Origin of the sequence: Stieleria sedimenti, from assembly GCF_025060895.1 — a bacterium.
Lineage (GTDB): Bacteria > Planctomycetota > Planctomycetia > Pirellulales > Pirellulaceae > Stieleria > Stieleria sedimenti.
This window is the reverse complement of the sequence record NZ_JANZKV010000259.1, coordinates 1-14,793: the sequence shown is the minus strand read 5'-3', so window position 1 is coordinate 14,793 and position 14,793 is coordinate 1. Positions and strand designations below refer to the sequence as shown.

Below are 14,793 nucleotides of genomic sequence, written 5' to 3'. Positions count from 1 at the left end.
ACTTAGCGGTATTGGGCCAAGGGCGCCATTTGTGCGTCGAAGGCCTGCCAGCGGTTGATCAGCTCGCTCAGCTTCTCACGCTGCATGCCCGCCAAATCATGCTCTTCGGAGGGATCGATTTTCAGATGATACAGCTCGATCGGCTGGCCACGTTTGGGACGCACAATTTTCCAGTCGCCGCTTCGCAACGCCTGTTTTCCGCCGGGCATTCGCCAATAAAGATGTTGACGACCGGTCGCGATCGGGTTGTCGATCCATTGAAACAGACTGACGCCATCGGACTGGGCGTCGGCCGGCAAGCCGGCCAGATCCAGTGCCGTCGCCGCGATGTCCAGACTGATCACCGGTCGCGGTTCGGAGACGCCTTCGGGCAACCGGCCGGGAAAACTCCAGACCATCGGGATTCGGATGCCGCCTTCGTACAGGGAGCCCTTCCCGCCTCGCAGCGGGGCGTTGCTGCTGGTCAGTTCGGCGGTCGGTCCACCGTTGTCGCTGAGAAAGACGACGAGCGTGTTGCGGCGTAATCGGTGCTGGTCGATCGCTGTGGTGATCGCGCCGACGCCACGATCGAGCGAAATCAACATGCCGGCAAAGATTCGGCGTTGGATATCGGTGATCCTCCGCAAGGCCTGGCAATCGGCGAGCTTGGCCTGCATCGGGCTGTGGACGGCGTTGTAGCAGACCATCAGACAAAACGGATCGTCATGATGTCGGTCGATGAACGAAACCGCTTCCTCGGTGATCGCTTCGGTGAGGTAACGCGACTCTTCGATGATTTCCGTGCCGCGCATGATCGGGTTGTCTTGGTCATAAGACGGTTCGCTCATCCGGGCATAATTGCCGCGAATCAAGTTGTCGGTGCGGATGCGTCTGCCGACTTCCAGACTGGCGTCGCGGATCATCGTCAGCACGTTCTGGTAGGGAACACCGTCGGCGTGTGATCCCGGGACATAGAAATGCCCTTCGTGCAGGAATCCATAAAACGAATCAAACCCTCGCTGCAGCGGATGCCGCGCCGGGGTCGCTCCCAAATGCCATTTGCCGACCAGTCCGGTCCGGTAGCCCGCTTCGTTGAGTGTTTTCACGAAGGTGGTTTCGGAGGTCGGCAGCCCGGCGTCGGGAAGCAGATTTCGTTTTCCGGTCGGGTTGATGTCGTATCCGAATCGGGATTGATACCGTCCGGTCAGAATGCCGGCGCGAGAGGGGCTGCAGTAGGACGACGTGACGTATCCGGCGGTGCAGCGGACGCCGGCGTCGGCCAGGGTGTCAATGTGGGGAGTCGGGATTTGCCGGTTACCCATCATCCCGGTTTCGCCGTAACCCAAGTCGTCGGCGACGATCACCACGATGTTCGGGCGTTCGTCGGCCGAGGCCGATGCAGCGTGGCAACAGGATGCGGCAGAGAGCAGCGCCAGCCAACAGAGTCTCATCATGTGCCCTTTCATCATCGCACGGAAAAATAAGTGTCGGAGTTGATCGTAGCGGAAGTCGCCAAGACTTTCGCAGCGCCGGCCCTCTCTGGCGTTTGCTTGCCGCGCAAACGCCGTCTCTCCCGGAGGGAGAGAATCTAAATGGGTCGCCAAATCCTGCAGTAAAAAATTCGACGTCCCTACCGGCCGGCGACCAAGATTTGGCCGACAAACAGCCAGACGAAGGTAAAGAGGATTCCGAAGGAGGTGTGAAGCAGTTCGATGGACACTTGACGTTCTCGTGGAGATTTGCCGCGACTTGGTTGGCCTGCCACCGCTCCCTGGCTGATTCTGATTTGCCGTTTCGGGCATTCGCAACGGTTCTGATTGTTGTTGCCCGTCGATCATCCCGGCCGTCATGTCCGGTCACTGTACCATTGTTGCCGCTGGCGTCGGCCTGTCAGCAAAATTCGCTTCGAGTTGGCGGCAATGCGGTGGATCGAGTCGCTCGAATAGCAGCTAGCCAAACCTTGAGGATTGCTAAGCCTTGACCGCTTTGGCAAACCTTGCGGTGCGGGAAGACTTTTTCGCTCGATCGGGTCTTTGCAGTTCCAGCAGCGGTATTCACGTCGGTTGAGTTTGACGGACGATTTTAGCCGACAAGCCTTGTTGGGAAACTGAAACTGGCCCACCTATCGGACACTGCATGTCGGCCGACCTGATCAACGATACTCCTGCAACGCCGGACTTCGCTCGCGATGTCGGTGCAATCATGCTGATTGCGCTGACGATCCTGCTGACGATTTCGTTGGTGACGCGCAATCCGGCCGATCCGCTGGACGAGCCATTTTGGCCGATCAGTGCATTGCACCTGCCCGATATCCTAATCTACCCACCGGCCGACCAGATCACCAATGCGTGCGGCTATTGGGGCGCGTTGATCGCATCGGCGATGATGACGTCAATGGGCTTGGCGTCGGGCATTGTCGTGGCGGCGATTGGCGGGACGGCCATTGCGTTGTTGCGTCGCGGCCGGCTCAACGCCCCGGTGCTGCGATCATTGGGCGGCACGATCATTTTGCTCGGGACGGCCACGGCCGCGGCGATGCTGCCGATCGAGAATGAAGGCGTCACCATTTTTGGTGCCGGCGGAGTGCTGGGGGCGATGTCGTCGACGTGGTTATTGGAACATTTCAACGCCAGCGGTGCGTGGATTTTGACGTTGACGCTGCTGGTGATCGGAACGCTTCTGACGACCGACTATGCGATCTTGTACGCCAGCCGACGCATCGTTGCCGGCGGTGCCCAGGTCTCGCGCCGCGGCGTGGAGCGAGCGGCGCAAGCGATCCCGCCGGCGCTACGCCCGCGCCGCAAACCGTTCCAAGAGACTCCGGCTCCCTTCGCGGCAACGCCAGACGCCGAGCAAGGTGGTGCGACCGAAGAGCCCGCGCGGAAAGAGCCCGCGCAGCGCGTGGCGACGACGGAGACGGAGTCGCAAGAGGACGCCGAAGGTCAAACCGACACGCCTCGTTCGGAGCCGCGGATCAAGCTTCGCGCAGGCAAGCGTCGCAAGGGGGCTGCCGAGGGCGACGCGGCCGAAGCGGACTCCGCCGTCGCCGTTTCGCAACCGCCAGACGCGATCGATGAAGACGACGCCTACGAAGAAGACGACGATGATGATTCCGGCTTCGACGAGGACGAACAAGAAAACGCCGTGATCCGTGAAATCGAGATCGACGACGAAACCGTCTCGCTGCGCGGCGACCAGCCGCACGATGTTCCCGGCCCCAAGATTCGACTACCCAAGAAAAGCAAGACTGAAGATGAACTGGACCAGCTGTACGAGGACATGGTCGAAGACGCTCCGGCGGGAAGCGAAGACTACCACTTGCCACGAGTCGATTTGCTGGAAGCCAGCGACGACATCGACTACGACGAACAGCTGAGCGAAGTCCGCCGCAAGGCCAAGATACTGGAAGCGACGTTTGCCGATTTCGGCTTCAACATCCGGGTCGTTGAGATCGAAACAGGCCCGGTCATCGCGCAATACGAAATCGAGCTGGAAGCCGGGTTGCGACTGAGCAAGATCACCAGCTTGGCCGAAGACCTGGCGATCGGTTTGCGCGTGCCCAGCGTCCGGATCGTCGCCCCGATTCCCGGCAAGAACACGGTGGGTATCGAAGTGCCGAACGAAAAACGTCAAGCCGTTCGGTTGCGTGACGTGATGGAAGAGTCGGACATGCGTTCGTTGAAGATGAACATCCCGGTCTTCTTGGGCAAAGACGTTTCGGGCAATCCGATGGTCGTCGACTTGGCCAAGATGCCGCACTTGTTGATCGCCGGACGTACCGGTACCGGCAAGAGCGTTTGTCTCAATGCGATCATCACGTCGATCCTGATGACGTGTCGACCGGACGAAGTGCGGATGCTGATGATCGACCCCAAGATGGTTGAACTGAGCGGTTATGGAAAGCTGCCGCACTTGATGCACCCCGTGATCACGGACATGCGCAAGGCCGAAGCGATTTTGGCTTGGGCGGTCGAAAAGATGGAAGAACGTTACTCGTTGTTGGCCAACGCCGGGGTCCGACACATCAACAGCTTCAACGACTTGGGACGTGACGAAGTGCTGCGTCGCTTGGAGATTGATCCCGAGGACGACAACGGCAGCGTGCCGGATAAGCTGCCGTTCATCGTCATCATCGCCGACGAAATGGCTGATTTGATGATGACCGCGGGTAAGGATGTGGAGCAGCACATCATTCGACTGGCGCAAAAAAGCCGTGCCGTCGGAATCCACCTGATCCTGGCCACGCAAAAACCGACCGTCGACGTGATCACGGGATTGATCAAAAGTAACCTGCCGGCCCGTTTGAGCTTTCAAGTCGCCAGCAAGACCGACAGCCGGGTGGTGTTGGACGAAAACGGTGCCGACAAGTTGCTCGGCAACGGCGACATGCTGTTCTTGTGGCCGGGAACGAGCACGTTGATTCGTGGCCAAGGGACGTACTTGAGCGACGAAGAGATCGATTTGATCTGCGCGCATTGCAGCATGGGCGAGCAGAATTTTGTCGGCGAACTGATGAACTTGAAAGTCGTCAGTGACGATGATTCCGACGGCCCGTCGCTCAATGAAGACCGACCGGATATCTACGACAGCGCGGTGGAGGTGATCATTCGCGAAGGCCGCGGGTCATGTTCGTTGCTGCAACGGCACCTGGGGATCGGCTACGGCCGCGCCGCCAAGCTGATCGATTTCATGGCCGAAGATGGCATCGTCGGACAGTACAACGGCAGCAAAGCCCGCGACGTGTTACTGACGTTGGAACAGTGGCACGAAATGCAGGGGCTGGATCCACCGGAACCCGACGACGAGTCAGGTGAGCCACGCCGACCATCCGCGATCGCCGCCGAAGACGAAGATGGTGAAGAAGAAGAAGAATACGAGGAGTATGAAGAAGAGGACGAAGAGGATTGGGAACAATGAAGGTGTCGGGCACGTTTTGGGGCGACGCTTGAGGACTGGCTCGTTCCTCGCGTCCGGAAAAGGCGAAGACCGCGTCGTGCACCTGCAAGCGCGCCGGCAGTAAGTACACCGGTGAGATCGATAAGGTGACGATCACGCTGAAGTAACAACTTGCCTGATCCCACCGCGCCTCAACAGTAACAATCCAGCTTTGAAGCCGAATGCGGACGGTTCCTGCACGGTCTGGTGCGGTCCGAAGCCACCAACCGGGCACCAAGACAGTTGGGGTCAGGCCATCCCCGGCAAAAAGGTCACAACATGATGCTGCGTTTAGAGGAACCGCTGGAACCTCGTTTCGACAAGAGCTATTTACCCGGCGATCTCGAATTGGTCAACTGATCTAATTAGTCGGATTTAGCAAATCCCAATGAGACAACCCATGAATGATCGGAGAACCCAAGTGAAACGTCTGTTGCCACGGTTAAGTTTGGTGTGGATGTTGGTCGCCGCCGGTGCCCTGGTTCAAGCACAAGCTCTTGTACAGGCACAAACACCCGTTACCGACCCCACAGCGGAACAAGCGATTATCGAAACGATTCGCAGCTATGTGGATGCCTTCAACCGTCGCGATGTGGATGCGGTTTCCAATCATTGGGCGGAAAACGCTGTGATGCTGGCTATGGATACTCAGGAAAAGATCGTGGGGCGGGAAGCTATCCGCGAAGATTTCTCGCGGCAGTTCAAGGCAGGTCCAAAGTCGCAGTTGGAGGTGAATGTAACGTCGATCCGGCTCGTCACGGACACGGTGGCCGTTGAAGATGGCTTTGCGACGGTTCTAAGGGACGAAGGTGCACGTCAGTCCACTTACTCCGTCGTCCACATCAAACAAAAGGATGGATGGAAGATCGACAGTGTTCGCGAGACAGCGATGCCGGAAGAGTCCGGTGCCCAACTGTCGCAGCTAAGTTGGCTCGTCGGTAGCTGGGCTGATACTGATGAGGACGCAACGGTCGAGTCGCAAGTGAAGTGGGCTCGCAACAAAAAGTTTTTGACGATGAGCTTTCGAGTTGATGTTCCGGATGCGACGCTGCTTGAGGGAACGCAAATCATTGGCGTGGACCCTGCCACCGGGGTCATTCGTTCTTGGCTGTTTGATTCCGACGGAGGGATAGGTCAGGGACGCTGGTCCAGCAAAGACGGAAAATGGATCGTCGAAATGAACATGACGCTACCGACGGGCGAACTGGCTTCAGCCGTCAACGTTTATACTCCCATTGACGCCACCAGATATACCTGGCGTTCCCAATCAAGGATTGTGGCGGGGCAGTTCCTGCCGGACATGGACGAGGTGCTGGTGAATCGCGTCGCCGATCAAGCCGATCAAGCCGATCAAGCCGATCAAGCCGAGCAAGCCGAGCAAGCCGAGCAAGCCGAGCAAGCGGAGCAAGCGGAGCAAGCGGAGGAGAAGAGCGAAGGTTTGCCCAAGCCTCAATAGCGGTCACCCGCTCGCAGTCACGCTCACCCAACCCAACTACACACTTGCAGTCTTAGGAAGAAAACGATGATGTCCAAAAATCTCTGCTTGCTGCTGACGCTGCTTTCTTGCTTATTGATACCAACCTCTGCGGATGCACGGGGCAGAGGCGGCGGAGGCGGGATTTCACGTGGCGGAGGCGGTTTTTCCGGGGGCGCTCCGAGTATGTCGCGCAGTCCTTCAATGAGCAGAGCCATGCCCTCTCAATCACGCATGGCTGCACCGCAAATCCAGAATCGGAGCCCCGTAAACCGGCAACCTGCTGGTGCGTCCGTTAATCGAATCGGTTCTCCCGGCACAACCATCAACCGTGGTGCGGCACCCGGTATTGCGAACCGGCCAATGGGAGCGTCAGGCGGATTGCGGACTCCACCTTCCGGCAACGCTGCCTTCGATTCGCGGAGTTCCTTCCAGCAACCGTCGCGAGGTCAACTGGATAGTTTCTTGAATGGCTCCGGTAGTTCAGGCTTCAATCGCGTGGCAAGCTCGTCGAGTTCCAGTCCGACTGCGGGTCAAGGCGGCGGAAGTCGAACCTATGAAACGGCTCGCGGTGGAACGGTGACCGTGGGCGGCGGCTCACGAAGCGGTACGACCGAAGGCGGGGCATCCGTTGGTGGTGTAGCTGGCGGAATCAAAATCGAAACAGCCGGTGGCAACACGGTCGTTCGCGGCACCGGAGGCATTGGTGCCACCGATGGTCAGAACAGCGCTTTTGCGGCTGGCAGCCGAACCGGCATAGAAACAGCTGTCGGCGGCCAAGCGGTCGGTGGCAGCGGCGTGCGAGGCGTTTCCGACGGAACCGATTCGGCGGTTCGCGCAGGCGGAGCAGTCGGCGCTCGGGATGCCGCCGGCAACAGCGCTGTGGCTGCCCGCGGTGGTTATGCGGATTCGTCAGGCTATCGCCAGGGCGGCGCCGTCTCAGCCCGCCAGAATCAGTGGGGTTATACGTCGGTCAATGCCCGAGCCGGTTACGGTGCCGGAGGAACGGGGCAGGTTGCTTCCAAGACGGCCGTACGCGGGCCCGCCGGCAACGTGGTGAGCGGTGGTCGCGGTGCCAGCTACGTCAATGGCCAATTTGTCGGTGGTCGAGCTTACACGGCAGTGAACGGAAATTTCACACGTTGGGGCTATTTCACGCCAGGGTACTACGGTCGTTATCCAAATGCCTGGTTCCCCGGCAAATGGGCTGTCGTAGGTAGCGCCTGGGCTGCAACGTCTTGGGCCGTTGCCGGAAGTTACTGTGGCTGTGAAGGGAGCGGGACGTACTACGACTACGAACAAAACGTGGTGTATGAAGACGGAAATGTCATGTACGAAGGTGAACCTGTGGCCACCGAAGAAGAATACTACTCGCAAGCCGAGGCCATCGCGGAGGCGGGCGGTGAGACGCAGGACGAAGAGTGGCTGCCACTCGGTGTTTTCGCGATCATCGCTGAGACGGACCAGACCCAAACGGACAAAGTCATCCAGCTGGCGCTGAACCGAGAAGGTGCGATCCGCGGCAACTACCAGGACATGCTGACGGAGCAAGTCACACCGATCGTCGGATCTGTCGACAAGAAAAGCGAGCGGGTGGGGTTGAAGCTGGAGGGCAATGATTCCTTGGTCATGGAGATCGGGCTATATAACCTGACGAATGACGAAGTCCCAGCACTGATTCACTTCGACGAAACTCGCCGGGAGCCACGGACCTTGGTTCGGCTCAAGAACCCTGAAGAGCAAACTGCTCAGTAGCGGGTACCCGGCTGCGGCTTTGCCATCCTGAGGTCGGATGCAGAGTGGTCGGGCACACTGATCAAAAGGGGGTCGCGTTGCGGGAATGGGACGCCGATACCCGCGTCTTCCAGCGCCTGCTGGACTGCGACCGCATTCTCGCTGTGGATCGTGAAGGCGTTGGTGGACGAATCAGCATCGAACCACACCCGGAGCTTGAAATCGAGAGAGCTGTCGCCGAAGTTTACCCCCACGTTCAGATCGACCCGCCGACGCCTGTCCGAAAGCGTCCAGTTGATAACCTTGTCCGAGATCAGCATGCCATTGGGCACAATCACTTCGGCCCCGTCGAATGTGTAAGGCCTTGTTGGCCGGCATGCCCATTGGACGAGTTGTGGTGCAGGTGGGGGCCATTCGCATCTTGATTTTGGGTTTCCGCTCGCCTCACTGGGAACGCGTACATTGCCCTCAGCCCTCCACCAGGCGTCCGTCGACCAGTTCTTGACGCTGGTCCATTGCTTCGGCCAACGCGCCGCTGTGGGTCACGCAGATCAGGATCGCGTCGTTTTCTTTTTGCAGCGTTTGCAGGACTGCGGTGACCGATTCGGCGGTGCGTCGATCGAGGTTTCCGGTCGGTTCATCAGCCAGCACCAGCGCGGGCCGCATCAACAAGGCCCGCGCGATGGCGACGCGTTCGCGTTCCCCACCGGATAATTCGCTGGGCAGATGGCCGGTCCGTTGACTCAGCCCCACCGCTTCGAGCAACTCCGTCGCCCGCGCGATGTGATCGGCGGAGGCTCGGCCGACGGCAAGCGACGGCACCAAGACGTTTTCGATCACCGACAGTTGTGGCAGCAGATGATGGTCTTGAAAGATGAACCCGACGCGTCGATTTCGCCAGTGCGCCAGTTGCGTGTCGTCGAGCACGAAGGGGTCTTCGCCGTCCAGCTTCACCGAGCCCTCATCGGGGCGGTCGAGCGTTCCGAGAATTTGCAACAGCGTGCTCTTGCCGCTACCGCTGGGGCCGACGATCGCCATCGATTGACCGCCGGCCAGTTCCAACGAGACGTCACGAAGGACTTCGAGGGGCTCACCGGCGGTTGGAAACGACTTGGAAACGTTTTCGACAGTCAGGATCGTCATGTGTCTGGAAACCGAAGGACTGGGGCGGGGGCGCTCGGTGAGTAGTTTAGCAACTGCTACTGCTGGTATCCCATCCGGCGACGATCAAACCGTCAACGCCAAGGTCGCCAGGCCATAAAACGTGTATTCGACGTCGGCGATGTGATCGAGGGCGAACCCGGTAAAGCCTCCGCCGTCGGCTTGCATCGATTCGGCGTAGCGTCGAACCGCAGCAATGTCGACCGCATCGACGGCATCCAGATCGACCAGGGTGATCATGCCCGTACAACTGCTGAGCAAGTCGGCGAACGGAATCCGCGTATTGGCCGTCAAGCCTCCTTCATCGGATTGCATCTCCCCGAGAAAGTCGATGGTGGTTTCACGGTCGACGCGATCGATGGCGCCGAGTGTTTTCAGCGTTCCGATCGCCGCAGCGGTGGGATTCACCCCGGCGCGTTTGGCGGCGCGGATTTCCAGGTATCCGCCGTCGGGGTGCGCTTGCGAATCCAAGAATTCCAAGACGCGTTCGGGGTGCTGCGGTTGCCGTCCCATCAACTCCAGACAGAGCGTCGAGAGAAACGTCTGGTACGTGCTTCCGGCGCGACCTTCGGGGCTCTTGGCGAACCCTCCGTCGTCGGTCCGCAGCGATTCCAGCAGACCCGCGACGTTGTCGATCCAGCTGCTGTCATCATCGCCGATGACCTCGGCCTCGACGGCCATTTCACAGATCGCGGCGGCGAAAATCAGCGAGATCAAGTCGACGATGCTTTCGCGATGATTCAGCCGGCTGCGCAAAAAGTCAGCCGCCGAGCGACCGATCTCGGGGGTCAGGGCGTCGAGAATCCAGAGTCCGCGCAACGCAAACGCGGTGTAGTAGGGATCGCTGCCGCCTTCGCGTCCGGCGAACCCGCCGTCGTCGCGCTGCTGGGCGGTCAACCACGCCGCATGCGTCTGCCGGACTTGTTCATCCAACCGCGTTGCTCCGGCGGCCAGCCGAAGGGTCAGATCCTGCAAATAAGACAGCACTCAGCTGGCACCGGCGGCGTTGAAGTAATCGGGCTCGTTGCCGGGCTTCCACTTGATGTTGCAACCCAACGACGCACGCTGCTGGGGGCTCGGGGCATCGCCGGCGAGTACCGCGTCGAGTGCGGCCCGCAGGTCTTCGCCCGTGACGGGAATGTCACTGCCCGGGCGGGAAGAATCTAACTGGCCACGGTAGACCAGTTTTTGATCGGCGTCGAACAGATAGAAATCGGGCGTGCAGGCCGCGGCGTATGCCTGGGCGACGCGTTGGTCGGCATCATACAAATACGGAAACGCATAGCCCCGATCGGCCTTCTCTTTGGACATCGCTTCGGGCGAGTCGTCCGGATACTTGTCGGCGTCGTTGCTGCTGATCGCGACGACGGCGACGTCCTTGGCCAAGTACTCGTCGCTGAGCGATTTCAGCTGGTCGGCGACGTGTTTGACGTAGGGACAGTGATTGCACATGAAGATCACCAACAGTGCTTTCTTGCCCGCCAAATCCGACAGGCTGACGGTGCCGCCGTCACATTCGGGAAGCGAAAAATCGGGTGCCTGGGTGCCCAGGGGCAGCATGGTGCTTGCGGTACGGACCATGGAATCTCTTGCGGTCGAATGGGGAGGGGATGTTGGGAGTTAAGACTTGAGATCATCGAGCAGACGTCCGGGGCTTCCCATGGCATTGTAACCACCGTCGACGTGCAGGATTTCGCCGGTGATGCCTTGGCTCAGGTCGCTCAACAGGAACGCTCCGGTGCGGCCGACTTCCTGGTGGGTGATGTTTCGTCCCAGCGGCGCCATTTTGTCGTACAACTTGAGCATGTCTTCGACGCCGGCGGCGCGACCGGCCAGGGTCCGCACGGGGCCGGCCGAGAGCGCGTTGACGCGGATGTCTGCCGGGCCGAGGTCGTACGCGGCGTAGCGGACCGCCGCCTCCAGGGCCGCTTTGCAGATCCCCATCACGTTGTAGCCGGGGACGCATTTCTCGCCGCCGAAGTAGGTCATCGCCGCAATCGCCCCGCCCGGATTCATGATCGGCTTGGCGGCATTGGCACAGGCCAACAGGGTGTACACGCTGACATCCATGGCTAGGGCAAACCCGGCGCGGCTGGTCTCGATGGTGTCGCGGCCGAGGTCCTGGCGGTCGGCAAATGCAATCGAATGGAGGACAAAATCAATTTTCCCAAATTCTTTTGTCGTCTGTTCGAATACGCTGCGGATGTCGTCGTCTTTCTGCGCATCCATGGGTAGTAGAAAAGCTGCGTTTTCGTGCTTGTCGGTCAACTGGGAGACGCGTCGTCGATTTCGTTGACGATCGTCGTCCGGGCGGTCCGGCAGGTGCGTGAATCCGCACACGCCACCGGCGTTCATGATTTCTTGTGCGATCGCCCAAGCAATCGAATTTTCGTTGGCGACTCCTAAAATAAGCCCCTTCTTACCCTGAAATTGCATCTCGATTCGTATTCCTAATGAAAAGGGAAAAGTCACGCGTCACCATCGCACGCATTTTGCTGCGGGTTGGACAGGATAGCGTGAAGTAGGCGACTTCGTCTATTTGCCAACGGCGGTCCGGCGGCACTTGTCCCGATGAAATGCTTCCCGGTCTGCCCATCGACCGTCCAACATCAACGGCGAATCCTGGACTTTATGACAAATCACTCCTCTTCCACTCGTGCTCACGAACCGATCCAACTCCTCGACGAGATCGCTTTTGCCACCGAAATCGGTCGGGCCTTGCGTGCTCAGATCAGTCGCTCCGCCTTGGTGCGGCAGCTTTTCCCCCGATTCATTTCCTTGTTGGGGCTGAATTCGGCCGGCCTGGTGACTCAGCAGAAGGGCCGTTGGCACGTCGGCGCTTGGGTCGACTCGTCCGGCGACACCTCGAATCGGCCCGCTCCGGCCGATCTGCCGATCGATCTGATCAGCGATGCGATCGACCACGGGGGTGGCCGCACCGACGGCCATTGGTGGGCGGTGCCCTGCCAAGTCGATGTCAACGATGGCGGTGCGATTGTTTCGTCCCCCATGGTCGGCTGCCTGATCCTGGAGTCGGAAAACGAATCCATCGACCCCGATCGCGTGGACCGGCTCTCGCAACTGTTGGTCACGGCGATCACGCAAGCCGAGCTCGATGCACGCCACCGCCATCGAATCGCCCAGTTGACGAGCGTGCTGGAGGCCGCCGCCCAGTGGCAGCAGACCCAGTTGCAGGAGTCCAGTGACGAGAACACGCTGCTGCGGCAGATCGCCGACACGGCGACGGACTTGATCGGTTGCGAGCGTGCCAGCATTTTCTTGTGGGACAAGCGACGCAAAAAACTGATCGGACGACCTGCCCTGGGAATCGACGATCGGCCGTTGATTGTGCCGGACAACGCCGGGATCGTCGGTGAAGTGCTGGCGACCAAAGCGCCTCAGATCTGGAACGCCAGCAGCGACGACGAGGCACGCGTCAACCGCGAGGTCGACCGATCACTGGAATTCCGCACACGGTCGTTGGTCGCGGTTCCACTGAATGGTCCGCGCGGTGAAACGATCGGCGTGTTCGAAGCGATCAATCATCTCGAAAACCACTTCGACAATTGCGATGTGCTGTTATTGTCCGATTTGGCGACCCACGCGGCGGTGGCGATTCAGGCCCAGCGGGCGCAAAAGTCTTTGACCGAATCTCGCGATCGTCTCGTTCGTGATGCGGCTCGAAGCACCCCGCTGATCGGCGCCCACCCCGCCGTCGTCGCGGTTCGCGAGAGCGGCACCAAGGTGGCCAAGACCGATTTAACGGTCATGATTCTCGGCAGCAACGGAACCGGAAAAGAAGTCGTCGCACGACACATTCACTACGAAAGCGATCGCAAGAACGGCCCTTTCATCGCCGTCAATTGCGCGGCGTTGGTCGAGTCCTTGCTGGAGAGTGAATTGTTCGGGCACGAGCGGGGTTCGTTTACCGATGCCAATGCAACACGCGTCGGCAAATTCGAACTCGCCAGCGGCGGCACACTGTTCTTGGACGAAGTCGGTGACATGAGTCCCGGAGGCCAGGCCAAGCTGTTGCGTGTGTTGGAACAGCGAGAAGTCGTCCGGGTCGGGGGCAGTGTGCCGATTCCCGTCGACGTCCGCGTGATCGCTGCGACCAATCAACCGCTGGAGCAATTGATTGCCGAAAAGCGTTTTCGCGAAGACTTGTTTTTTCGCTTGAACGTGGTGTCATTGACCCTGCCGGATTTGGCCAATCGCGGACGAGACGTGTTGTTGCTGGCGGACCATTTTCTGAATCATTTTTGTTACCAGATCGGTCGCAAAGTTCCCTCGCTGTCCGACTCCGCGCAAACGGCGCTGTTGTCACACCATTGGCCCGGCAACGTGCGCGAGCTTCGCAACACGATCGAACGGGTGTGTTATCTCTCGACCGGAGACATGATCCACGCTCCCGATCTGGAACTTCGTCAGCCGCCAATCTCGACGTCGAAAGAACATGACCGCAATCAACGGACCTATCGTGTTGATCTGCCGACGTCACTGGCCGAGTCGACACGTCTGTTCCAGATCGATCATATCCGTCTGGCGATCGACCAGTGCGGCGGCAACATGACCGAGGCGGCGTCGAAACTTGATCTACATCGATCGAACCTGTATCGAAAGATGAAGCAGTTGGGCATGCGAACCGGTGACGAGGACGAGTAGGTGCTGGAAAGCTGAAGGTGTTAGCGGAACGGCGCGAGCCGTCCGGTCGCGCTTCAAAAACACCGTGAAAGGCCGGAGGGCTCGCGCCCTGCCGCTACTATCACCGGGGCTACAACCCGGCGACCAGGCGGCGGAGTTGGGGCAGCAAATGCCGCAGCGCCCGGGAGCGATGACTGAGCGCCCGTTTGACGGCCAGGTCCAGTTCCGCGAACGTCTTGTGGTACTCACGGATTTCGAACAGCGGGTCATAGCCGAAGCCTCCGCTTCCGGACGGTTCGGTTCGGATCACTCCGCCACAGACGCCGCCGGTGGTGATTCTCACGTTGCCTTCGGGATCGGACAAACAGACTTCGCAGTGGTAGCGTGCGGTCCGTTTTTCCATCGGGACGTCCGCCAATTCGCTCAACAGTTTTGCATTGTTGGCTTCATCGTCACCGTGTCGACCGGCGTACCTGGCCGAGTAGACGCCGGGGGCACCGCCGAGCGCGTCGACGGCCAGACCGCTGTCTTCGGCCAGCACCCAGCGACCCAGATGTTTCGCCTGCTCGGTCGCTTTGAGGGCTGCGTTTTCCGAAAACGTTTCGCCGGTTTCTTCGACGTCGATCGAATCCGGAATCTCAGCGAGCGAGTGCAAGCTGTAGTGCTCTGCAGGCAGCATCAGCCGCAACTCGATCAGCTTTTTGGCGTTGTTGGTACCGAGGACAAGATCGAACATGGGGCGAGCGTGGTGGATAAGTGGCGTAAGCTTCCAGCTTGCGATTCCATGAAACGCAAGCTTCCGGTATCTGTGTCGCGGAAAAGGGGGACGGTCCCGTTAGGCGATTTTCGGTCGCTGCGACGCAGCG

10 protein-coding genes and 1 pseudogene are annotated in these 14,793 nt (G+C 59.6%); 4 read left to right on the top strand and 7 right to left on the bottom strand.

Annotation, left to right across the window (positions count from 1 at the left end; translation table 11 throughout):
- Nucleotides 1-2: 2 nt before the first annotated feature.
- A complete protein-coding gene (locus NZK35_RS28605; RefSeq protein WP_259635944.1) occupies nt 3-1,433 on the bottom strand; it encodes a sulfatase-like hydrolase/transferase in 1,431 nt (476 codons plus the stop codon).
- A gap of 682 nt (nt 1,434-2,115) precedes the next feature.
- Between NZK35_RS28605 and NZK35_RS28600 the strand changes: the two genes are divergently transcribed.
- From NZK35_RS28600 to NZK35_RS28590, 3 genes are all read left to right on the top strand, one after another.
- A complete protein-coding gene (locus NZK35_RS28600; protein WP_259635943.1) occupies nt 2,116-4,896 on the top strand; it encodes a DNA translocase FtsK in 2,781 nt (926 codons plus the stop codon).
- A gap of 439 nt (nt 4,897-5,335) precedes the next feature.
- Nucleotides 5,336-6,370, top strand: a complete 1,035-nt coding sequence (locus NZK35_RS28595) for a nuclear transport factor 2 family protein (RefSeq protein WP_259635942.1) — start codon at nt 5,336-5,338, stop codon at nt 6,368-6,370.
- 516 nt (nt 6,371-6,886) lie between these two features.
- Nucleotides 6,887-8,143, top strand: a complete 1,257-nt coding sequence (locus NZK35_RS28590) for a hypothetical protein (RefSeq protein ID WP_259635941.1) — start codon at nt 6,887-6,889, stop codon at nt 8,141-8,143.
- On the opposite strand, the pseudogene NZK35_RS28585 reads toward NZK35_RS28590, so the two are convergent.
- From NZK35_RS28585 to NZK35_RS28565, 5 genes and pseudogenes are all read right to left on the bottom strand, one after another.
- Nucleotides 8,137-8,484, bottom strand: a pseudogene (locus NZK35_RS28585) (mechanosensitive ion channel domain-containing protein); the annotation flags it as partial. The gene NZK35_RS28590 and the pseudogene NZK35_RS28585 sit on opposite strands and share 7 nt — an antisense overlap.
- A 106-nt stretch (nt 8,485-8,590) precedes the next feature.
- Nucleotides 8,591-9,259 (bottom strand): ABC transporter ATP-binding protein, encoded by a 669-nt coding sequence (locus NZK35_RS28580; protein WP_259635945.1) that lies wholly within the window; start codon nt 9,257-9,259, stop codon nt 8,591-8,593.
- A gap of 90 nt (nt 9,260-9,349) precedes the next feature.
- Nucleotides 9,350-10,270 (bottom strand): prenyltransferase/squalene oxidase repeat-containing protein, encoded by a 921-nt coding sequence (locus tag NZK35_RS28575; RefSeq protein ID WP_259635940.1) that lies wholly within the window; start codon nt 10,268-10,270, stop codon nt 9,350-9,352.
- Entirely contained in the window at nt 10,271-10,864 is a 594-nt protein-coding gene (locus NZK35_RS28570) for a thioredoxin family protein (RefSeq protein WP_259635939.1), read from the bottom strand.
- 39 nt (nt 10,865-10,903) lie between these two features.
- Nucleotides 10,904-11,719 (bottom strand): enoyl-ACP reductase FabI, encoded by an 816-nt coding sequence (locus tag NZK35_RS28565; RefSeq protein WP_259635938.1) that lies wholly within the window; start codon nt 11,717-11,719, stop codon nt 10,904-10,906.
- A 195-nt stretch (nt 11,720-11,914) separates the two neighbouring features.
- On the opposite strand from NZK35_RS28565, the gene NZK35_RS28560 reads away from it, so the two are divergent.
- Complete coding sequence (locus NZK35_RS28560; protein ID WP_259635937.1) at nt 11,915-13,948, top strand: sigma-54-dependent Fis family transcriptional regulator; 2,034 nt, start codon at nt 11,915-11,917, stop codon at nt 13,946-13,948.
- 109 nt (nt 13,949-14,057) lie between these two features.
- On the opposite strand, the gene rdgB is transcribed toward NZK35_RS28560, so the two are convergent.
- Entirely contained in the window at nt 14,058-14,663 is a 606-nt protein-coding gene (gene rdgB / locus NZK35_RS28555; protein WP_259635936.1) for an RdgB/HAM1 family non-canonical purine NTP pyrophosphatase, read from the bottom strand.
- Between the last annotated feature and the right edge of the window lie 130 nt (nt 14,664-14,793).